This is a genomic window from Pseudoalteromonas sp. 2CM39R (assembly GCF_023161845.1).
Genome location: NZ_JALNTM010000012.1, coordinates 20,290 through 42,225, shown reverse-complemented (window position 1 = coordinate 42,225; position 21,936 = coordinate 20,290). Strand labels below are relative to the sequence as shown.

At 40.6% G+C, this 21,936-nt stretch carries 16 protein-coding genes and 1 other RNA gene; 10 read left to right on the top strand and 7 right to left on the bottom strand.

Annotated features, from left to right (window positions below; genetic code table 11):
- Positions 1-182 precede the first annotated feature (182 nt).
- Complete coding sequence (locus tag MTF66_RS23860) at positions 183-779, bottom strand: LuxR C-terminal-related transcriptional regulator (protein WP_138622109.1); 597 nt, start codon at positions 777-779, stop codon at positions 183-185.
- Positions 780-1,154: 375 nt separating this feature from the next.
- Here MTF66_RS23860 and MTF66_RS23855 point away from each other — a divergent pair, with 375 nt between their 5' ends.
- Entirely contained in the window at positions 1,155-3,377 is a 2,223-nt protein-coding gene (locus MTF66_RS23855) for a TonB-dependent receptor (protein WP_138622107.1), read from the top strand.
- A gap of 71 nt (positions 3,378-3,448) precedes the next feature.
- On the opposite strand, the gene MTF66_RS23850 is transcribed toward MTF66_RS23855, so the two are convergent.
- Positions 3,449-3,814: a hypothetical protein gene (locus tag MTF66_RS23850; RefSeq protein WP_010388018.1), complete on the bottom strand. Its 366-nt coding sequence runs from the start codon at positions 3,812-3,814 to the stop codon at positions 3,449-3,451.
- A 49-nt stretch (positions 3,815-3,863) separates the two neighbouring features.
- Here MTF66_RS23850 and MTF66_RS23845 point away from each other — a divergent pair, with 49 nt between their 5' ends.
- Both MTF66_RS23845 and ggt read left to right on the top strand, forming a co-directional pair.
- On the top strand, positions 3,864-4,409 hold the full coding sequence (locus tag MTF66_RS23845; protein ID WP_138622105.1) for a GNAT family N-acetyltransferase: 546 nt from the start codon (positions 3,864-3,866) through the stop codon (positions 4,407-4,409).
- 109 nt (positions 4,410-4,518) lie between these two features.
- Positions 4,519-6,183 carry a gamma-glutamyltransferase gene (ggt, locus tag MTF66_RS23840; protein WP_138622103.1) on the top strand — a complete coding sequence of 555 codons (1,665 nt, stop codon included), beginning with the start codon at positions 4,519-4,521 and terminating at the stop codon, positions 6,181-6,183.
- Between the two features lie 76 nt (positions 6,184-6,259).
- On the opposite strand, the gene MTF66_RS23835 is transcribed toward ggt, so the two are convergent.
- Together MTF66_RS23835 and MTF66_RS23830 are read right to left on the bottom strand one after the other, a co-directional pair.
- Positions 6,260-7,462, bottom strand: a complete 1,203-nt coding sequence (locus tag MTF66_RS23835; RefSeq protein WP_138622101.1) for an aromatic amino acid transport family protein — start codon at positions 7,460-7,462, stop codon at positions 6,260-6,262.
- Positions 7,463-7,765: 303 nt separating this feature from the next.
- The gene (locus MTF66_RS23830; RefSeq protein WP_138622099.1) at positions 7,766-8,644 is read right to left on the bottom strand and encodes an OmpA family protein; all 879 of its coding nucleotides are present in this window, start codon (positions 8,642-8,644) and stop codon (positions 7,766-7,768) included.
- A 471-nt stretch (positions 8,645-9,115) separates the two neighbouring features.
- Between MTF66_RS23830 and rnt the strand changes: the two genes are divergently transcribed.
- Positions 9,116-9,790: a ribonuclease T gene (gene rnt / locus MTF66_RS23825; RefSeq protein ID WP_024602076.1), complete on the top strand. Its 675-nt coding sequence runs from the start codon at positions 9,116-9,118 to the stop codon at positions 9,788-9,790.
- A 55-nt stretch (positions 9,791-9,845) separates the two neighbouring features.
- Here the strand turns inward: rnt and MTF66_RS23820 are convergent, their stop codons facing one another.
- Entirely contained in the window at positions 9,846-11,471 is a 1,626-nt protein-coding gene (locus MTF66_RS23820) for a DUF342 domain-containing protein (protein ID WP_138622097.1), read from the bottom strand.
- Positions 11,472-11,720: 249 nt separating this feature from the next.
- Between MTF66_RS23820 and ssrA the strand changes: the two genes are divergently transcribed.
- Both ssrA and MTF66_RS23810 read left to right on the top strand, forming a co-directional pair.
- Positions 11,721-12,077: a transfer-messenger RNA gene (gene ssrA, locus MTF66_RS23815) on the top strand.
- 270 nt (positions 12,078-12,347) lie between these two features.
- A complete protein-coding gene (locus MTF66_RS23810) occupies positions 12,348-13,106 on the top strand; it encodes a sulfite exporter TauE/SafE family protein (RefSeq protein ID WP_138622095.1) in 759 nt (252 codons plus the stop codon).
- Here the strand turns inward: MTF66_RS23810 and MTF66_RS23805 are convergent.
- Entirely contained in the window at positions 13,099-13,734 is a 636-nt protein-coding gene (locus MTF66_RS23805) for an SDR family oxidoreductase (RefSeq protein WP_138622093.1), read from the bottom strand. The genes MTF66_RS23810 and MTF66_RS23805 overlap by 8 nt on opposite strands.
- A 289-nt stretch (positions 13,735-14,023) precedes the next feature.
- Positions 14,024-16,033, bottom strand: coding sequence for a bifunctional tRNA (5-methylaminomethyl-2-thiouridine)(34)-methyltransferase MnmD/FAD-dependent 5-carboxymethylaminomethyl-2-thiouridine(34) oxidoreductase MnmC (gene mnmC, locus MTF66_RS23800; RefSeq protein WP_138622091.1), 2,010 nt, complete (start codon positions 16,031-16,033; stop codon positions 14,024-14,026).
- Positions 16,034-16,211: 178 nt separating this feature from the next.
- Here mnmC and fabB point away from each other — a divergent pair, with 178 nt between their 5' ends.
- From fabB to MTF66_RS23780, 4 genes are all read left to right on the top strand, one after another.
- On the top strand, positions 16,212-17,423 hold the full coding sequence (gene fabB / locus MTF66_RS23795) for a beta-ketoacyl-ACP synthase I (protein ID WP_010388041.1): 1,212 nt from the start codon (positions 16,212-16,214) through the stop codon (positions 17,421-17,423).
- Positions 17,424-17,531: 108 nt separating this feature from the next.
- Positions 17,532-18,653, top strand: a complete 1,122-nt coding sequence (locus MTF66_RS23790) for a 4-phosphoerythronate dehydrogenase (RefSeq protein ID WP_138622089.1) — start codon at positions 17,532-17,534, stop codon at positions 18,651-18,653.
- A gap of 45 nt (positions 18,654-18,698) precedes the next feature.
- Positions 18,699-19,715 carry an aspartate-semialdehyde dehydrogenase gene (locus MTF66_RS23785; RefSeq protein ID WP_010388045.1) on the top strand — a complete coding sequence of 339 codons (1,017 nt, stop codon included), beginning with the start codon at positions 18,699-18,701 and terminating at the stop codon, positions 19,713-19,715.
- 349 nt (positions 19,716-20,064) lie between these two features.
- Positions 20,065-21,936 (top strand): FimV/HubP family polar landmark protein (locus MTF66_RS23780; protein ID WP_282454172.1); only part of this gene is annotated, 1,872 nt, incomplete at its 3' end.

Below are 21,936 nucleotides of genomic sequence, written 5' to 3'. Positions count from 1 at the left end.
TTCTAATTAAAATTAATAAATTAAGTACTTTTCACTACTTTTTTGCAACAAGAACGCATGGCTGTGATTGAAAATTAAGGATTTTTTTATCTAAGGTAATGTAACCAACTGAGTTATTTGAGTTATTTATGGTGAGGTTATGTTTATTGCAGTACGCATTAAGTAGTAATTAGTTTTTTTAGTTATGAACGCGTATTTATATTTTTTAGGTTATCTTGGCACCAACGAATTGCCTGCTGTTTATTTTTGACCGCTATTTTTTTATAAATTTTATGTAAGTGTACTCTAACCGTAGCTTCACTTATAAATAAACTATCAGCAATAGCACTGGAATGAAGACCACTAAAGAGTAGGTTAAGCACTTTAATTTCTTTATCGGTTAGGTTACTTGTTTGCAAAGCATTTTTTTGCTCTGTATCGAGCATTTGGCGCATCCAAATATCACTAATGGTGCGTGGAAACCACAATTCTCCTTGTGTAATTGCATCTAACCCCCTGTTGAATAGCTCTTCATTGGTGTCTTGATAAAAAAGACCTTTTAAGTTTGGCCATTCTTTTAGTGAAATAACATCAGTATCTTTAGGAATATTAAAAATAACCAATCCCTGATAATTATTGATTTGTATAAAATGGCTCAGAAGTTCGTAATTTGTAAGCGTATTGAGTGCTGAATAGCTGACTAACAATATGTCGCTATTTAATGTTGTAAAAAATAACGGATTGTAGGGGTTGTTATTAAAAAGCATGTTTGCTGATTGCGTGGTCTGTTTTTTTGTCATGCTTTACACCTAAAAATGATTCTGCAGTATATTTAAATATAAAGGGTGTTTGGATATTGTCATAATCTTAAATAGCTTTAATGTGTTTTTCGCAACAAAGCGCATGTTCAATTAACAAATAATACTGATGGTAATTAATGTTAAAGTATTAATTTAAAACTAAATTTGCAATTGCTATTTGGGCAAGTTGGCTAAGCTTAAAAAGCTAAAAATAAATTTTTACGTAAACTAAAGTTAAATGTACATATTGTAGCGTTTTTGTAATATAATAAACTCCCAGAGGAAAGATGCATCTAAAGCATCTTTTTTTTATGCCTACAATTTATGTTTACACAGCATAACGCATAATTAAATTAATACCCTTTGGAGAAAACCTTGAAATTACGCACCCTCTCACAGTTAAGTTTAGCGGTTATTGCAGCCCTAACAACTTCCGCAAATGCACAAGAAGCTAAAACGACAGCCAAACAAGACGCGTTTGAAAAAATTGAAGTGACAGCTCGTAAACGTACAGAGAGCTTGTTCGAATCTCCAACTGCGATTACATCAATAGGTGCTAACCTTATTGATAAAGCCAATATGGGTAACTTAGAAGATATTGGTAAATACGTTCCTAACTTAAACATTACTCGTTATGGTGTTGGTAATGCTGCACATGCCTCAGTGTTTATTCGTGGTATTGGTTTGCAAGATCACATTATAACAACCGATCCAGGCGTAGGTGTTTACCTAGATGGTGTTTACTTAGGTCGCCAAATGGGGTCTAACTTATCACTTCCTAATGTAGAGCGAGTTGAAGTTCTACGTGGGCCACAAGGCACACTTTATGGCCGTAACACATTAGGTGGTGCAGTAAACGTAATTACTAAACAACCTGGTGATGAAGGTATTTTAACAACAACCGCTAAAGTGGGCAGTCGTGGTCGAGTTGCGGGTGATATTTACTTTAATAATGCACTAACTAACGATCTAAGCATGTCAGCCAGTGCGTCATACAAACAACGTAATGGGGTAGGTACGGCAGTAAACTTAGCTAACCCTGAAAAAGAAATTGGTGAAGAGCAAGAGTTTAGTGGTCGTATAGCACTTAAATATGAAGCAACTAGTGATTTAGCGTTTACTTTCTCGCTAGATGGCGTTGATAATGAGTCAGGTCAATCACCTTATACTATTGAACTGACAGATTCACTAGATTCAAATGATGTCTTTAATGGCGATTTCCCATTATTAACTGAAGACTTAATTCCTCAAAACCCTGATGATTTAGGCACAACGGTTGCCGGTATTGAGTCAACTTCATATTCTGGTTGGGGTACGTCATTTACAGCTGATTGGGCGATTAATAACACTTATACAGCTAAGTTTATTTCAAGCTATCGTACTTCTGAGTATGAAGGTGGCTTAGATGATGATGCATCACCACTTAACTTATCTGAGTTCCCAGAAGTAGGCGGTGCAGATCAATACTCTTTTGAACTTCAGCTAAACGCCACGTTTGATAAAATGGACTTTGTTTCTGGCTTATACTTCTTTAATGAAGATGGTTTTACTCGCTCAGAAGATTTTGTATTTAGCCCATTTAACACGCCAAATGGTCTATTGAATGATGGTGTTACTCCGTCATTTGGTGGTTTTGGCTTTTTTGAAATCAATCAAGAAACAAACTCATACGCAGCTTACATCAACGGTAGTTACGATTTAACTGATGATTTAACAATCGGCGGTGGTCTTCGTTACTCAGAAGATAAAAAAGATGCGAATGCTATTTTCCCAACCTTCCCTGAACGTAAAGACATTAGTGCAGACTTTAATGCAGTGACATGGGACATTAATGCTTCATACCAGCTTAGCAATAATATGAATGTCTACGGTCAAGTGCAAAAAGGTTACCAAACAGGTGGCTTTCCACCGCGCCCATTTGGTGGTCCGGATCAGTTTGTATCGTTTGATGAAACCAAAGCAGTTAACTACGAGATTGGTTTAAAAGGCCAGGTACATGAAAATGTATCTATGATGCTTGCAATGTTTGTTACTGACTACACTGATTTAGCATTGCCATTCTCAGATCCAACCGCGGGCGGTGGCTTTGTAACTATCGTTGAAAATGCAGGCCAGTCTAAAGCGCAAGGTATTGAGCTTGAAACCACAATTGCACTAACCGACGACTTTACTATTCGCACTGCAGTAGGTTACTTAGATTCTGAAATTACAGAAGTGGCTGAGGGCGTACAAGGTATTGGTAAAGGTGACTCACCAGCACTGACACCTCGTTGGACAGTGATGGTTGCTCCATCTTACTTTGTTGATTTAAGCAATGGTGGCACTGTTGCATTAAATGCAAACTACTCGTACCGTAGCGAAATGCAAGGTCAGTCAGTTTTCAATAAAAGTGAAACGATTGATTCGCGTGAGCTAGTTGGTTTTAATATTTCTTACACTAATCCATACGGCGATATGGAAGTAACGCTATATGGTGAGAACGTATTAAACGAAGTTTACGATGTAGGTCGCCTGCAGCAAACTGGCTTTGTTGGCGTAATGCGCAGCAATGATCGTAGTGAGTTTGGTTTAAAATTCAAAAAAGACTTTGAACTATAATCTATAACTTGCTCTAAAAATAAAACAAAAAAGGTAAGCCATGGCTTACCTTTTTTTATGGTTAAAAATAATTAACCTTCTTTATGCTCTTCACGTGCTTGCTCAATTTCTGCCGCAATTTCACGTGCTTTTTGCTTAGTTTTTTCAGTTAGCTCGCCAGCCGCTTCTTTGCTTTTGATCCATGCATCAACAGCTACTTCTTTGCCGTCATCGTACATGTCTAAGCCCATCGCTTTACTCTCTTCGAGTAGCTCATTTAATGACTCGTCATTTTTAAGCTCATTGGTTTTTTCTTTAACGTCGTTCCACGTTTCGTTTAGCTTTTCTTGAACTTCAGCGCTCGTTTGTTTGGCGTCTTGTTTCACTTCGTTGGCATCTTCACACCCTGTTAGTGTAATTAAAGTGCCTAATAATGCTAAACCTGCTAATTTCTTCATTGACTATCTCCTTTAGTGAAAAATATATTTCAGAGGTAACTATACAACAATGAAAATGAACATAGCTGTAACAACACGATTAAGTTTTAAATTAATGGACGAAAATGATTGGCAGCAATTATATGAGCTCGATCAAGACCCAGCCGTTATGCAGTATTTAACTCAAGGTAAACCTACCACTCTTGAAGAGATAAAAACGAAAGCCATTCCAAGAATGCTCGCTTATCGCAATGAGCAACAAGGTTGGGGGCTATGGCAAGTAACTCTGCGTGAAAGTAATACTTTTATTGGCTGGGTGCTTGTTCGGCCGATGGGCTTTTTTTCAGATACGCCTGACTTTAGTGATATTGAAGTAGGCTGGCGGTTTAAACGAGCGAGTTGGGGTAAGGGTTATGCAATTGAGGCGGCACAAGCGATTTGCTCAACGATTGAAAAACAGTCGCAAGTAAAGGCAATCAGTGCCACAGCGCTGACCGCCAACGTTGGCTCAATTAACATCATGAAAAAGCTCGGTATGCAGCTACAGCACTATTATATTCATACTGATGATGACTCAAACTTAACTGCTGCGCTTTATTCAAAGCCGTGCAGTTGAGCTAAAACTTCCTAAGCCTTAAAAATGTAGCATCTAAATATTGACCTGATGTTTGTTACTATGCATTAATGTTTGCCATCAATGTATAAAAATAACCTAAGGATATGGGATGGGAGCACTTTTTTCACCAAGCAAGCTAATTATCAGTAGTATTGTGGTAATACAGTTATGTGTTTTTAATGTAGCGGCTAAACAGAGTGCCGTTGCCATGCCTGACACTTTTAGTGCACATGCTGCAAAAGCTGTATTAGAACAGGGGGGGAACGCGGTTGATGCAGCTATTGCTGCTCAATTTGTGTTATCCGTTACGCTCCCTGAGGCGGGTAATATTGGCGGCGGTGGGTTTATGCTTATTCATAAGGATGGGCAAGGTGATTTTATAGATTACCGTGAAACTGCACCGAACGCCGCACATCGTGATATGTATTTAGACGCGCAAGGGCAAGTTATTGCTAATAAATCTATTTATGGTATTCATGCCAGTGGCGTACCTGGGAGTGTTGCTGGTATGTGGCTAGCACATAAGAAGCATGGCACACTTCCTTGGAAAACCTTAGTACAACCTGCGGTTACATTAGCTGAGCAAGGTTTCGTGGTGCCCGAGAAGTTGGCTCAGTTAATTAAGGGCTACATAGAGCACCTAAACAATAAAAACATTAAAGTAAACTTTGCCAGTTATTTTGCAAGCGCTACATCAGGTAAGCTTTTTAAACAACCTGAGCTTGCAGCGACACTCAAACGCATTCGCGATAATGGCCAAGATGGTTTTTATCAAGGTGAAACTGCAATAATCATCGCAAACTTTATGAAGCAACATGGCGGTATTATTACTCAAGACGATTTAAAAAATTACCGCGCAAAGTCTCGTACTCCTATAAAAGCTAACTGGAACGGCTATCAAGTGCTTACTTCACCGCCACCAAGCTCCGGCGGTATTGCTATATTACAATGGCTTAAAATGTATGAGCTTAAAAAGCCCATAGCTGCACCATCACATAATTCAGTTGGGTATGTGCACTTACTTGCTGAAATAGGTAAGCGAGTGTTTGCTGATAGGGCAGAATACTTAGGCGATCCTGATTTTTACCAAGTGCCTACAGTTAAGTTACTTGCAGAAAACTATCTTAAAAACCGCAGCAATAGTATAGATTTAAAGGCCATTTCTACCACTGAAAATATTAAACCGGGTTTAAAAGAAAGCGAACAAACCACTCACTTTTCTATTATTGATAACATGGGGAATGCCGTTGCTAATACCACCACCATCAATTTAGGGTTTGGTAGTGGCGTAGTCGTAGAAGGCGCTGGCTTTATTTTAAATGATGAAATGGATGACTTTAGCGCTAAGCCCGGGGTTATGAATGTATTTGGCGCCATTGGCGGAAAAGCGAATGAAATTCAGCCACATAAACGTATGTTAAGCTCTATGACTCCAACCATTTTACTCAGTAATAATAAGGTGAAAATGGTAACAGGGTCGCCTGGCGGCACCACAATTATTAGTTCAGTGTATCAATCAATACTCAATGCGATTGAATTTAATATGAGTGCAAATGAAGTAGTAAATAGCCCGCGTTTTCACCATCAGTTATGGCCTAAAAATGTGATTAGAGCGCACTCGGGTTTGGAGTCCTCAGTCAAGCAACAGCTAATAAAAATGGGTTATACAGTGGATGAGCGTCACTTTGGTGATATGCATGTGATTATCAATAATGATGGCAAATTAGATGCGGCGTCTGAGCAAAGCGGAAGAGGGCAAGCGATAGTATTTTAACGTTAACAATTGACGTTTGAATGGTGTGCACCCCAAAACCATCATTGGGGTGCACACATTAGAACAACTATAGGGGCTAGCCTATAGCCGGTATAAGTCCTGCCATTTGCAGGCATTGTGCGCTAATAATTGAAATACCACACAAAGCGGCTATGGCTAAACCAATATTACCACTGCGTACTTTATAGCCTTCTTTTTCAATCCCCTGACGCTGCTTGTACACCATGCTAATAGGTAAAAATACTGCCAATATTACTAAAGCAATGGCTGCATAGCCTAATGCCATAATAAATCCTTGCGGGTAAAATAAAGCAAATCCAAGAGGAGGAACAAAAGTAATAAGTGCTGTTTTAATTCTATCAGTCCCCGTGTCTGCTTTTTTGAATGTGTCAGCAAAAAAGTCAAATAACCCCAAGCTTACCCCTAAAAATGACGTTGCTAGAGCTAAGTCGGCAAAGAGTTTAACCGCAGTAGAAACATTGGCGTTATTGGCAATATTGGCCACACTGGCTACAAACCCAGTTAACCCTTCGCTTTGTAGTAATTGATCTTGGCTCATTATGCCTTGGCTTAATACTTGCCAAAATACATAAATAACCAGTGGTAAAGAGGCGCCTGCAATCATAACCTTGCGCAAGGTTTTTATATCAAGCCCGACATATTTAACAATAGAAGGAATTGAGCCATGAAAACCAAAAGAGGTAAATACCACTGGAATAGCCGACAGTATCAGTCCTTGCTCAACAGGCATTTCCAATAAGTGTTGGCCATGTACATAAGGTGTTAACATATAAAACAAGCTAGCTAAAACTACTATTTTTACACTAAATAGTACTCGGTTAAGCTTATCAACTTTACTAGTACCCAAAGTCACCACGCCTGCAATCAATACGGCTAAAATAACGGAGCCTAATTGAGGAGCAATACTAAGATTAAACCCAGTATTAATGCGCTCTTGTAGCTGAGCACCACCACCGGCTATGTAAGCAGCGCATAGTGCATAAAATAAAAATATCATCGAAAAGTTAGCCACATATTGGCCACGCTTACCAAGCCAAAGCTTAGCCAGTGTATTTAAGGTGGCGTCGCGAGGAGCGTATTGGTGAAGCTCCAACATAAGCAAAGCGGTGTAGGTCATTAGTAACCAACACCCTACAATTAACACCATTGCCGTATTAAATCCCAGTCCCGCAGAGGCAATGGGGAGGGCAAGCATACCTGCACCTATGGTGGTTCCTGCAACAATTAACATGCTACCTATTGTTTTATTTTTAAGCACTTAATGATCCTGATCAAACGTGAGAGACACGCAAGATATAACTAGTTGTGCAAAACTTAAATAGTTTTGTCATAAAAGAGACAAAATAAAATGTAATCTTCTATTTACAACTGTATTAAAAAAGCCAAAATCATCAAGAAATTAAATTTAACTTATTAATATAAATGAAAAAATAAAAAGCCAAATGTTAATAACTAAATGGTCAGAGTATTGTTTTTTAACAATAGAGGCATGATTAAATTGATAGGTATTGACCGAAAGTGCTTAAATTACACATTCGGCCATTAAAGGAGAGAGCTTAACTTACATTTTTGCTATTTGAATTACCAAGCGACGGTTTTTATCACGGCCTAAAATATTATCATTGGTGTCTACAAATCGTTTTTCACCAAAGCCTTCTGTAACCACTTTAGCTTCATCAACGCCTAAGCCAACCATGTAATCTTTAATCGCCTTAGCACGGGTTCTAGATAAATCGAGGTTATTCCAGCGACCGCCGTAACTATCGGTATAGGATGCAATACTGATTGACTCTATACTGGGGTCGTTTTTTAAATATTCAGCAATTTTATCGAGGCGCTGCTGCGATGACTTAGTTAACTTACTGCTATTAGATTCATAGTTCATTATAGTGAACGAAATATCTTCAAAATTGTATGGCAGCAATTCGTCTCGGCATTGTAAAAATGCCCAATACGCTTGCTTAAAGTTAACATTAGACATACCCACGGCAATTTTATCGGCACTATTTTGCCAGTCTTGGTAGTAAAAAGTGGGTTGGTTCCCTTTTTCAAGCTCAGTCAGTATTTCCCATGCTGTTTTATTACCTAATTCACCATCAAACTTTTTAAGTAATTTCATATCAGCAATATCACGGGCAGGGCGGCCTGCTCGCCAGCTAGGTGGTACCGCTTTTAAACCGGCAATCGCGTAATTTTCTGGGCGCACCACCATGTCTAAATTAAAAGTGAGATCTTTGTTTTTACTTGCTGATGCTTTAAAAACAGCTTCACCATAGTAGGGAACTTCATGATTTAATTGGCATTGCAAGCGAGTTGTTTTAACCAAGTTCCAATTTGAATTATCTTGGTTAGCCGTGTACTGGCGCATTGCCGCAGTTGTATTCAAACTATACAGCACACTACTAATGCCTAGGCTAATTAATAACAACTTACACTTCATCGAGAATTCTCCAGTTATCTAGCTCTGCCAAAAAAGTGACAAAAACCGTAAAATATTACGCAACAGCAAATAATTCAGCGTAAACGCTAGGGTCTGTTGACCTTTCAAGGTTAAATTTGCAGCAGCCTGTTTGGTATTTAGGCAAGGCAGAGCCTATGTGGTGTGGTTATTCCCCATAAATAGGCGATAACACAGCATTAATGCCAAACAGGCGCTGCCCTTTGGGTTCTGCCTAGGGGCGATTTACTCTTTGTTGCTCGGTTTTTACTTAGCCCACTAGGTTACAAACCTCGCGCCGCGATTAAACCGCCCCTAGCTTGAACAAATTTTAATCCGCAAAGGTCAACAGACCCTAATTACCAAGCAAGTAACATGCCTATAGTTTAACTGTAATTAATCAATAAATCCCCTAGCCGACAGGCCATCAATTTTGACATAATGGACAGCTAATCCCTATAAACCAAGAATACTATGGCAAATACTGAGCAAACACTTTTCGCACAACGCTTTCGTGGCTTTTTTCCTGTGGTTATTGATGTTGAAACCGCCGGTTTTAACAAAGAAACCGACGCACTACTAGAAATTGCAGCATCCGTCTTAAAAATGGATGACGAAGGACTGCTTAGTATCGATCATACCGTTCATTTTCATGTGCAACCGTTTGAGGGTGCAAACATTGAACAAGCCGCTATTGAGTTTAATGGGATTGAGCCTTTTTCAGCACTTCGAGGGGCAGTCCCTGAAGAAGAGGCGATTAAAGAAATTTGTAAAGTAGTGCGCAAAGCGCAAAAAGCCGCAGGGTGTCAGCGCTCTGTGGTGGTTGCTCATAATGCCGCTTTTGACCATGGCTTTTTAAATGCCGCTATTGAGCGTAATAACATCAAGCGCACACCATTTCATCCGTTTGTTAGTTTTGATACCACATCACTTGCGGGTTTGGCATTAGGGCAAACAGTATTAGCTAAAGCGTGCCGAGCAGCAGGAATAGAGTTCGATAACAAACAAGCACACTCTGCGTTATACGATACAGAACGCACCGCTGAATTATATTGTTTAATTGTTAATCGTTGGCAGCAACTAGGTGGTTGGCCACTTGCTATAGATGAAACACAACAGAGCGAAGACGAAGCAAGCAACCAAGATTAAGTTCACAATAGTGAATACTTACTTTGTGGGGCTGAGTCAGTCTTAATAAGCGTTATTAAAACGATTGCGTTATTTTACCTTCACTATGAGTGATTAAATGTGGTGGGTAATTACGAGAAAAGCTAATTGATTCTCGTGCAATTTTAAGCTCTACCCCAGGGTGCATAAGCTCATTAACTTTTAAGCGACTGAGCGCTAAAAGCTGCGTCATTTTCTTTCTTAGCAACTGCTTTTGCTGATTGATGCTGGCGCTTCGGTTTGCTATGTGTTCTTCATTCGTTGTTATTTTATTCAAAAACTGCTGACGCTGTGCGCTTGCAACTTGTTTATTAATTCGCTGACGCGCTTGCTGTAGTTCAATTGACTTACCGATTAAAACTTTTTCAAAGTCAGTAATTTGCGCTTGTTTTTGCTTTAGCACATACCATCGCTGTGCGATGCAAACACGGGTTTTAGTTCCTGCTGGTGCGCCCAATTCACCTGTTTCAATGCGCATTGCGTCTAGAATATGGCCACCAATAATTTTCCCTTTAGGATCTTTTGCACTGCCCACCCTAATTAAATTTCCAGCACTCAAGTCACAATGTAATGATTGGCGATCTATTAGTAAGTTTTGATCCGTTTTTATGTCACAGTATTGAGAGTAACCAAGCGCAACGGTTCGTTTAGCTAAAATAGAACAGGTAAATGGCTCATCGGCTTCTCGCTTTCTGCCAATTGCACCCTTTACTATTGTGATAGCACTATCACTTTTGAGCTGCGCCGATTCAACAAAGCCTAAAACAGTAATATCGCCGCTGGCGGTCACGCGCATGCCATCTTTTATATCACCACTGACTATAATACTGCCATCAAATTCAACATGGCCAGTAGTGGGATCAATATTATGAAAACATAAAACATCATCAACACGCATACCACGGGGAAGGGCAACCGGTACGCCAGTACAGTCGGCAATTAATAAGTTGGGGTTGTCAGGCGCAATTTTAGTGCCGTCAAAAGGTTGTAATTTATGTTCTTTGCCAGGGGTTGCAGTTAGTACATCACCAAACACAGTAAACCCATCAACTCCCGATGTTGCTGGAATGCGCCGCATTAATTCACAGCCAGGTTTTACAGTAATAATATCACCTAGGTTTCTCATATCGACTTTACCACCGCCTTTAGCTTGCGGGCTAAGTACGCGGTCTTGCGCTGTGCAGCAAAGGCGCACAAATTTGGCATCGTTACCCACTTTAGGTGCACGACCAAAAGCGACTTCGGCGCAATGCGTGCTTCCTGGGGGTTGTTCGAACTGTTGCGCCAATAACTGTTCTAATGCATGAGAGCTAATGCCTTTTACAACCCCTGCTTGTGAGAACTCTTCAATCGCTTGTTCCATGCTAAGCAATTTACCGCCCTTGGCAGTAATAAGGGTAGCTTCAACGAGCATATTCTTTTCATCGATGTTTATGGTTAGCTTTGCATCAATGGCTTGAGCAATTACTAAAGAGGGGGCTTCTTCGGCGTTATTTTGAGTAAACAGCTTACCAATATTGCTAGCAATAACCTCACACTCGCAATATTCTGACTGGCCAATTAATTCAATAAGCTGTGTTGCTGTTGAGGCTAAACCTGAAACATGAGGGTGTGAAACTAAAGAGATATACCCCGTTTGCTCATTAAAAGAAAAAACCGACATTTATAAATCCTCTAGGTAATATGTCTGTTATTATTTTTTATAATTTATTAGACCAAGGTCTAGCCTTGCATTTGAGCATAAAGCACCATTATTGTTAAGTAATTGTTTCTTAATTGTCCAATATTTTACATTTACATGTGTGTTTGATGCATGATTAACCAACCGATAAAATAAAACGCCTAAGGTGTTGAGTATTCGTAGGTTACTCGGTTATACTGCTTGGACACTCTGAATGAGTAACCTTATTCAGGGGCTGATTAGGATTCGACGGAATTCAAGAAGCCCGAGGTGCATGTCGAGGTGCGGTTTGCCTCGTAAAAAAGCCGCAATTTAAAGTAATCGCAAACGACGATAACTACTCTCTAGCAGCTTAGGCTGGCTAGCGCTCCTTCCATGTATTCTTGTGGACTGGATTTTGGAGTGTCACCCTAACACCTGATCGCGACGGAAACCCTGGCCGGGGTTGAAGCGTTAAAACTAAGCGGCCTCGCCTTTATCTACCGTGTTTGTCCGGGATTTAAAGGTTAATTAAATGACAATACTAAACATGTAGTACCGACGGTCGAGGCTTTTCGGACGGGGGTTCAAATCCCCCCAGCTCCACCAATAACGGTTTTTAAATTCGTTTGTTTAAAAACCCTAAAAAACCCGCAACTTGAGCAATCAAGTCGCGGGTTTTTTTATGGCTAAAATTATTGAATTTATTGTGCTTTGGTTTATCTTGCGAACCCCGAACCCCGAACCCCGAACCCCGAACCCCGAACCCCGAACCCCGAACCCCGAACCCCGAACCCCGAACCCCATACCACTAAAAGACTAGTCGCTTACTTGCCTATTTTTTGTATTATGAGTCAATGATTAACAGCGGGTATAGATATGGATATTTTTACAGCTGAACACATTTCCCCTTTAATTTCGCTGTTACTCATTTTACTGGCGGGGTTTACTTCGTTTATATCGGCGGCTTTTGGTGCGGGCGGTGGTTTAATGCTGTTGGTGGTAATGGCGTCGGTTATGCCTATGGCGGTGGTGGTGCCGGTTCATGGTTTAGTGCAGTTGGGCTCTAATGCCAATCGGTTGTTGTTAAGTATTGCCCATCTTGATAAGCCGATGTTGTTGTATTTTACTCTGGGTGGATTAATTGGTGCGGGATTATCAAGCCAAGTAGTAAGCGATATTAACCTTGATAGCATGAAGCTGTTTGTGGCTTTATTTGTGATTTATTTACTGTGGGGAACAATTCCTGAATTTAATAAAGACTCACGATTAGGGCGCTTACTAGCGGGCTTAATAACCGCATTTATCTCGACTTTTGTCGGAGCAAGTGGGCCTTTGGTAGCGAGTTATTTACATATTAATCATTACGATAAGCTTAAATTTACCGCGACTTTTTCAAGTATTATGACCTTGCAGCATAGTTTAAAAGCCGTTGTTTATGCGGGGCTTGGCTTTAGCTTTTGGCAATGGTTGCCGTTAACACTAGCGATGATTTTAAGCGGAGCCATTGGCACATGGTTAGGGATTAAGTTACTTAAGCAGTTATCGGTGGCGCGTTTTAGGGTTATTTTTAAAGTGATTTTAACCCTGCTTGCCATACAGCTTGCATGGCAAGGGATGAATGTAATGCTTATTTAATAGCGGCTTTTATTGGTTTGTCGCCATCAAATACTTCAAATATGCAGCGATTGCTGCCTTGCTCTGTGGCAATAGTAAATAAAACATGGGCTACATTTTCACGGCTAATGATTGCTTTATCGCGATCTTTGGGACGTTCGATAGAAATAAGTTTTGAGGCATTCTCATTTGTGAGTGAGCCTGGACGTACAATGGTATAATTGAGCCCGCTATTAATTAAATGCCTATCTGCCATATGCTTAGCTACTAAATAGGGTTTTAAATCGCTTTGAATTGCATCTGGATCGTCAGCACCAATAGAGCTCACCATTGTAAAGTGCTTAGCGGCATGCTCTTTTGCGTAATTAATGGCTTTGGTGGCGGCCCATAAATCAATAAGTAAGGTTTTATCTGCGCCGGTGTTCCCGCCTGAACCTGCGGCAAAGATGATATGGTCGCAACCGTGCAGCGCATCGCTAAAATCATTTTCTAAATCTTGCTCTACGATTGTTAAATAGTCGCTATTTAAGTCATCTAATTTACTTTTGTCACGTACTAAAGCCACTACAGGATGTTGGCGTTCAAGCAATAGTTTGGTGGTTAGTTTACCAATCTGCCCACTTGCGCCAATAATTAAAGTCTTACTCATAATTAATTCCTTCTCAATATAGTGTAAAGATTGTTCGTACAAACAGACCTTGGGGTAGGGAATTATTTTTAAAGGGTAAATGGGATTTAAATGAGCTTATTTAAAAAAACATATTAGTTAAAAAGTCATTACTTAACTGAGCATTAAAATTAGCTGCTTTAAAGATGTTTTTTAGAACTTTTACTCGATCATTATACTTACTTCGGTTACATAGTTACGGTGGTATAAGCTAATACCTACATTGCGTTCTTGATAATTACAATAAAGGGTTTTGTAGGTATTACTACCTTTAAATTTTATTGCGAATAAGGTCTCGAACAATAAAGCGCCCTGGGTGAATTGCTTGGCTTACACGCTCGCTTAGTGGGCGTGGTTCATTGTTTAAACTACTTATTAAATGCTCAGCAGATAACGGTGCACTGCATAATGCTCGCGCACCAAAGCCGGTAAAAATATGTAGGCCCTGTTGTGGTTTTTCTAACGGCTGATATTGATAGCGCTTGCCCAAACGTAAATTGGCAAATGCACGTGTATAATCAGTTTGCTCCACCCATTCACCGGCCATAGGTAAGTGGTCAATAAAACTACAGCGAACAGCGGCTTTGGCTGAGCTAATATCGCCTAAGCTAGTGGCAAATTCAGTGTTGTTATAAAAACTCAGTAGTTGCTCGCGGTTAGTGTGGTTGTCTTGCTCGGTCACTTCACGGCTCTTACTATTTTTTTCAAAGGTGGCGCCCATACAATGATGATCTAAATAAGCGGGAGTAAAATAACCTTTGTGACACAGCACAGTATTAAGTTTACGTGATTGCTCGCTTGCTTGAACATGTGACACTTGGCCGCGAACGCCAACAATGGGAAGTGTTTTGGTTTGCGTAAATGCATCACTGTGCTCACCAGTACAAATAATCACATCGCTAAAGGGGCCAAATGTTTGCTTTTGCGTGGTTAAGTACCAACCATCGGGTTGTTTATTAAATTGCTCAATATGGCAGTTAAATAGGCTTTCAAACGAATTTAATTGCTGTGCGGCATCTAACATTGCACAAACTAACTGCGGGGGATTAACCCAGCCGCCTTGTTCAAAAAACACCCCTGAGTAACCTGTTTTAACCCCAGCGATAGCATCACCCTCATTAGCAGTCACATTTCGCATAAGCTGCTCTGGCCACAGTTGTTTATCAGCGAGGTTCTGATGGCGATCTGCCAATGGCTGTTTTACTGCATGTTGTAATACACCACACCACTGGTGATCAAACAAAAAGCCATTGTTGAGTAATTGATTATAAAGCCGCTTTGAGTATAAAAAACTGTGGGCAAATAATTCACTATGTGGCGAGTTTTTTGCCTGTAAGTGTGGATACACAGCTCCTTGCACATTGTGCGATGCACCCATTGCGGGTTTTTCATCTTGGCAAAATAAGTGGCTTTTTATCCCACGCTTTGCGAGGCTATAAAGGATGCAACTGCTCGCTATACCACCGCCAATAACAGCCACACTTGAAAGCGGTGAGGGGTGATGCTCAAAATAGGCGGGGGCAGATTGTTTTGGGTTGGCTTGGGCGAGTGTGCCAATTAGCATTTCACGCTTTCGGCCAAAACCTTTGGCTTTTTGCATGCTAAAGCCTGCCTCGTTTAGTCCTCTGCGCACAAACCCCGCAGCGGTAAACGTGGCTAATGTGGCATTACTTCTGGAAATATCGACCATGGCGTTAAATACACTTTGCTGCCACATATCGGGGTTTTTACTTGGCGCAAAGCCATCTAAAAACCACGCATCAACTAGTCCGCTTTGTGGGTAGCTCATGCTATTAATACATTCCAGTACGTCGCCAAAGTAGAGGTCGAGGACTACACGGCCATTGGCAAATTCAAGCCGGTGGCAGCCATTTAAATTAATCGGATAGTGAGTAACGAGTTGGTCGCTAAAATGGCTTAAGCTAGGCCAAGCTTGCAAGGCTTGTTTTAAATCATTTACGCTAAGTGGATATTTTTCAAAAGAAATAAAATGTAATCGCTGTACTGTATTTGGCTGTTCATTTTGAACTTGTAAGCACTGTAAGTGGTCAGAAAACTGCAGCCATGCATTTAAAAAGTTAAGCCCAGTACCAAAACCGGTTTCGGCGATAACAAAGTGTTCACAGTCATGATTTTGTAACCGTGTATCTATACTGTTTTGTTGATAAAACACATAATGCGATTCAGCAAGGCCGTCGTCATTAGAAAAATAAACATCGTCAAAGTCATTGGCAACTGGTGTGCCTAAGTCGTTAAAGTGTATATGGGCGTTTTTTATCATGACCAATTCAATTTATAGATAATTTTTTAATTATTTTACGTGTTTTCTTTGAAATAGTCTGGCGTTATTTATAAGCTGTAGCTTCAGAGTACAAGTGTACGCTAGAAAGCTGACCACTTAGATGATTAAATTCGCGTAAAATAGAACACAATTAAGTATTAAGCTAAGGGAATTACCCATGAGAAGAGCCGTAATAACAGGCATCGGTGTTGTATCAAGCATCGGCAATAATAAACAAGAAGTATTAGAGTCACTAAAAGCGGGTAAAAGTGGTATTGCTTTTAATCAAGAATTTGCTGATTACAAATTGCGTAGCAATGTATCAGGTAAAATTGATATTGATGTTAAAGAGCATGTTGATCGTAAAGCAATGCGCTTTATGGGCGATGCGGCGGCTTACTCTTATATTTCAATGGCGCAAGCGATTGAAGATGCGGGTCTTAGCGACGAGCAAGTATCAAACGAGCGTACTGGTTTATTAGTTGGCTCTGGTGGTGGTTCATCAAAATGGCAAGTAGAAGCGGCTGATATTCTTCGTGAAAAAGGCGTTAAGCGCGTTGGCCCTTACATGGTGCCACGTACTATGGCAAGTACCACCTCTGCATGTTTAGCAACGCCGTTTAAAATTAAAGGTGTTAACTATTCAATTAGTTCTGCGTGTGCGACTTCTGCGCATTGTATTGGCCACGCGGTGGAACAAATTCAATTAGGCAAACAAGATGTTATTTTTGCAGGCGGCGGTGAAGAGCTTCACTGGACGTTAGCAATGGAATTTGACGCTATGGGTGCGCTTTCTACTAAATACAACGACACACCTGAAAAAGCATCACGTACTTATGATGCAAACCGCGATGGTTTTGTAATTTCAGCCGGTGGCGGTATTGTGGTTGTTGAAGAACTTGAACATGCACTTGCTCGTGGCGCGCATATTTACGCTGAAATTACCGGTTACGGCGCAACCTCAGATGGTTACGACATGGTTGCACCATCGGGTGAAGGTGCGGCACGTTGTATGCGCCAAGCTATGCAAAACGTTGACAGCATTGATTACTTAAATACCCACGGTACATCTACACCAGTAGGTGATGTTAAAGAGCTAGGCGCTATTCAAGAAGTATTTGGTGGTAACTCACCAATGATCAGTGCCACTAAAGCAATGACAGGCCATGCATTGGGTGCGGCTGGCGTACACGAAGCTATCTTTTCATTACTCATGCTTGAGCACGGTTTTGTTGCGCCATCTATCAATATTGATGAGTTAGATGAACAAGCGGCAGGCTTGAATATTGTGACTGAAGCAAAAGACGTTGAACTAAACACGGTTATGTCTAACAGCTTTGGTTTTGGCGGTACTAATGCCACGCTAGTAATGAGCAAATACAAAGGTTAAGTTAATCGTTAACTATTTTAAAGCCGAGCAAAATGCTCGGCTTTTTCGTTTGTGCTAATAGGGGGTTGTTCGTTACAATAGCGCCTCATTTCGCCAAACGGACTCACAATGAAAATTCTTGCCGATCAAAATATGCCTTTAGTTGAGCAATTCTTTAAAGATATGGGTGAGGTTGAACGATTTGATGGCAGGCAATTAACCCCTGAACAACTTATCGATGTTGATGTACTGCTTACCCGCTCAGTTACTCAAGTTAACAGTGAACTATTAGCACAGGCGAATAAACTAAGCTTTGTAGGTACCGCCACGATTGGTGTTGATCATATTGATACTGATTTGCTCAGTGCTAACAATATCGGCTTTACCAGTGCGCCTGGCTGTAATGCCATTGCCGTAGCTGAGTATGTAATAAGTAGCTTATTTGCATTAAGCCAAGAAAATGCCAGTCCGTTAAGTGGTAAAACAATCGGTATTGTGGGTGTAGGTAATATTGGCAGTTGTTTAGCGCAAAAGTTAAAAGCACTGAACGTTAATTTACTATTGTGCGATCCAATTAAGCATGAGCAAGGGCTATTAACCGAGCATGTTGAGCTTGATGAGCTATTAGCGCAGTCAGATATTGTTACTTTTCATGTGCCGTTGATTAAAACGGGTAGGCACAAAACCCTGCACATGCTTGATAAAACACGCTTAACTAAACTTAAATCTGGGTTAACGTTAATAAACGCCAGCCGAGGTGATGTAATTGACAATCAAGCCTTACTTGAAGTGATGCAAGCCGGAGCAGAACTCGATTTAGTGCTGGATGTTTGGGAAAATGAACCTAATATTTTAACTGAATTACTGGAGCACGTGCGCTATGCCAGTGTTCACATTGCAGGGCATACCCTTGAAGGTAAAGCGCGAGGTACACAAATGTTGTACCAGCGCTTATGTGAGCTCAAAGGGGTTAACGCAATAAAATCGCTTGATGATTTTTTACCGCCTCCTGCGATTAAAAAAGTCACCCTAGAAAGCAGTTTTAGCGAAACAGATATAGCCCGTTTACTGCATTTAGTTTATGACGTACGCCGTGATGATGGCATTTTACTACGTCACTTGGCCGATGAAGGCTTTGACAGCTTACGAAAAAACTACCCAACCCGCCGTGAGTTTAGCACTGTGATGGTTGAAGGTGATAGCACCGAGCTTGCTGCACTCGCCCAGCTTGGCTTTACCACAGTAAACTAATTTAATTAGCGCGGTTGTTTTAACCGTGCTTACAGAGGATGAAATATGTCGCAAAAATATAACGTTGCCGTACTCGGCGCTACCGGCCTTGTTGGTCGTCAAATCATTGAAACTTTGGAAGATCGTAAATTTCCGGTCGATCAGCTGTTTTTATTAGCAAGCAGCCGAAGTGCCGGCGAAGATATAAAGTTTCGTGGTGAGAGCATAGAAGTACGCGATGTTGAAGGCTTTGACTTTAGCCAAGCGCATATCGGCTTATTTTCTGCTGGTGGCAGTGTGTCTGAAAAGTACGCCCCGATTGCTGCAGACGCAGGCTGTATTGTTATTGATAATACCTCACACTTTAGAAATGACTTTGAAGTGCCGCTAATTGTGCCAGAAGTGAATGCAGCGAGTTTAGCCGATTTTAGAAACCGTAATATAATCGCTAATCCTAATTGTTCAACTATTCAAATGATGCTCGCGCTTAAACCTATTTATGATGCCTACGGTATTGATCGTATTAACGTTTCAACCTACCAAGCAGTGTCGGGTGCAGGTAAAGAAGCGGTTGATGAACTGGCAAAACAAACAGCTAACTTAATGAATGCACGTCCAATGGAAAACGACATTTTTCCTAAGCAAATTGCGTTTAATGTTATTCCGCAAATCGATAGCTTTGAAGACAATGGCTATACACGCGAAGAAATGAAAATGGTAAACGAAACGCATAAAATTTTAGGCGATACCACCATTGCAGTAAACCCGACCTGCGTTCGTGTACCGGTGTTCTTTGGTCATTCTGAGTCAATTAATATAGAAACGCGTATGCCTTATGACTTTGAGCATGTGAAGCAATTATTGAGCGATGCACCGGGTGTTGAGCTAATTGATGATGCGGGTGATTACCCAACGGCTGTCTCTGATGCCAGTGGTAACGACACTGTTTACATTGGCCGTTTACGTGCCGATATTTCACACCCACATGGATTAAATATGTGGGTAGTAAGTGATAACACCCGTAAAGGGGCAGCAACCAACAGTGTGCAAATAGCAGAAGAACTGATCGCTAATTATATGTAATTAGCCAGAATACAGTGATAATCCAATAAACGGCAAACCAAAGTGGCTTGCCGTTTTTTTGTGCTTAAATTGCCATTTTTTTGCCACTTATAAACAACAGTAATGTAAACACTTTGATAAACAACATAAAAATATTTTTATCTTGATGTTTAAGGTATTTATTTTCAATGCGTTGCGATGGATATTATGGCTTAACTGGTTTATAGTTTGTAACTGGAATAGAGCTTGCAATAAAAATAGATTGTAATAAAAATGTGCGTTAGCCACGTGGTTAACAACGGCAAGAATAATCAATGTTTAAGCGCCAATTGAAAGCGCTGTGTTAACATTTAAACATTAAAGGATCAGCATGCGCGGTTTCGTTTCACTTATTATATTAGCGTCTGCACTGATGGTAACGACTGTTTACTCTCAAGACAGTACCCAATTAAGAGGGCCCAAAGGCGCAGATTACGGCGCACAGGGGCGTTCTATTGGGCCAATAAAACCAACCGATACACTTTGGCGCATTGCCGTTAAGGTTCGTCCCGATAATTCAGTTAGCATTTACCAAGTTATGCAGGCCTTGTATAACAAAAACCCCAACTCATTTTTAGAACAAAATTTAAATCACATGCGAAGCGGTTCTTATTTAAAGATACCTACTTTGGCAGAAATTAGACGAGTAAACCCGCAATTAGCTAAGCAACGCTCTGAGCAAGATGATGACCTGTGGGAAAAAAAGAAAAATGGTACGCTTACTCAAGCAGAAATTAATTCAGCACAAACACAAGTCACGCAAGCTCGCAAAGCTGATGTTGATGAAGCTAAAAAAGAGTTACAACAAGAATTAAAAGCGATAAAAACAGACCAAGGTAATAAATTAGTTGAGCTTCAGCAGCAGTTTAAAAGTTCAGTTAGCAACGTAGAAGAGATCTTAGTTGAAAACAACAACCTAAAAAAACAGCTTACAGGTATTTCAAACGAGTTAGAAAACGTTCGCTTACAGCTTGGTCAAGACAGTGAAATACAGCAACAGTTAAAAGAATTAATCCTTAAGCAAAATGAGATTATTGCGCAGCAAAAATTAAAAGAGGTAGAGCAAGAGAGTGAATTTAGCTTTGCCGCGCTACTTTCGAATCCTTTAGTGCTGATTTTATTAATGACCATTCCGGCTTTATTGATCATTTTTGCCGTTGTTATGTGGTTGCGTAAGCGAAGTAATAATCAAGAGCCTGAAAGTGACGATGATGAGTTTATTCCACAAGCACCTGCTTTTACTGATCCGATAGATGAAGTGCCAGAGCCCACTCTTGATGAAGCGCCAGCCCCCGATCCACTTGATGATATAAGTGTGCAACTAGACGATAACATGGATGACGTGTTACTCGATGATGATGTTGATTTAAACGATGATCTCGACGACGACAGTCTTCTAGATCAAGATGAGTTAGAAAGCCTACTCAGTGATGATGTTGTTTTTGAAGACGAAAATACCGAAGACGATGAACTTGATGTTTTCATGCAACAAGACTTTGATAGCTCAGATGAAGATGACACGGGCGATACAATTAATCTTGACGAATCGGATGATATTTTAAGTTCAGATGACTTAGATAGCCTGTTTGACGAAGAAGACGACGATGCTCTGCCAGATGAACCTAAAGGTGAATCGAATGATGATATGGCAGCACTTAGTGAAGAACTTGCTGAAGAGGGCGAAGACTTTAACATTGACGACTTGCTTGATGAGAATAATGAACAAGCAGATGATGTAACAGCACAAGCTGATGATGGCGAGTTTGATATAGACAGTTTACTCGATGCTGAGCAACCAGCTACTGAAGATCAGAGCGAAGAGCCAGATATCGACAGCTTAGTTGATGAAGATGACGAGTTTGATATTGATGACTTGCTCGATGCTGAGCAACCGGCTACTGAAGATCAAAGCGTAGAGCCAGATATCGACAGCTTAGTTGAAGAGGGCGACGAGTTTGATATTGACGACTTGCTCGATGCTGAGCAACCAGCTACTGAAGCTCAAACTGAAGAGCCTGATATCGATAGCCTAGTTGATGAAGACGATGAAGTTGATATTGATGAATTGCTCGATGCCGAGCAACCAACTACTGAAGCTCAAACTGAAGAGCCAGACATCGACAGCTTAGTTGATGAAGACGATGAAGTTGATATTGATGAATTGCTCGATGCTGAGCAACCAACTACTGAAGCTCAAACTGAA

Coding starts and splice junctions, on each gene's coding strand:
- MTF66_RS23845 (WP_138622105.1), top strand. CDS start 3,864: ATGAAAATGAACATAGCTGTAACAACACGATTAAGTTTTAAATTAATG.
- MTF66_RS23860 (WP_138622109.1), bottom strand. CDS start 779: ATGACAAAAAAACAGACCACGCAATCAGCAAACATGCTTTTTAATAAC.
- MTF66_RS23790 (WP_138622089.1), top strand. CDS start 17,532: ATGAAAATTCTTGCCGATCAAAATATGCCTTTAGTTGAGCAATTCTTT.
- ggt (WP_138622103.1), top strand. CDS start 4,519: ATGGGAGCACTTTTTTCACCAAGCAAGCTAATTATCAGTAGTATTGTG.
- MTF66_RS23805 (WP_138622093.1), bottom strand. CDS start 13,734: ATGAGTAAGACTTTAATTATTGGCGCAAGTGGGCAGATTGGTAAACTA.
- MTF66_RS23785 (WP_010388045.1), top strand. CDS start 18,699: ATGTCGCAAAAATATAACGTTGCCGTACTCGGCGCTACCGGCCTTGTT.
- rnt (WP_024602076.1), top strand. CDS start 9,116: ATGGCAAATACTGAGCAAACACTTTTCGCACAACGCTTTCGTGGCTTT.
- MTF66_RS23850 (WP_010388018.1), bottom strand. CDS start 3,814: ATGAAGAAATTAGCAGGTTTAGCATTATTAGGCACTTTAATTACACTA.
- MTF66_RS23830 (WP_138622099.1), bottom strand. CDS start 8,644: ATGAAGTGTAAGTTGTTATTAATTAGCCTAGGCATTAGTAGTGTGCTG.
- fabB (WP_010388041.1), top strand. CDS start 16,212: ATGAGAAGAGCCGTAATAACAGGCATCGGTGTTGTATCAAGCATCGGC.
- MTF66_RS23810 (WP_138622095.1), top strand. CDS start 12,348: ATGGATATTTTTACAGCTGAACACATTTCCCCTTTAATTTCGCTGTTA.
- mnmC (WP_138622091.1), bottom strand. CDS start 16,033: ATGATAAAAAACGCCCATATACACTTTAACGACTTAGGCACACCAGTT.
- MTF66_RS23820 (WP_138622097.1), bottom strand. CDS start 11,471: ATGTCGGTTTTTTCTTTTAATGAGCAAACGGGGTATATCTCTTTAGTT.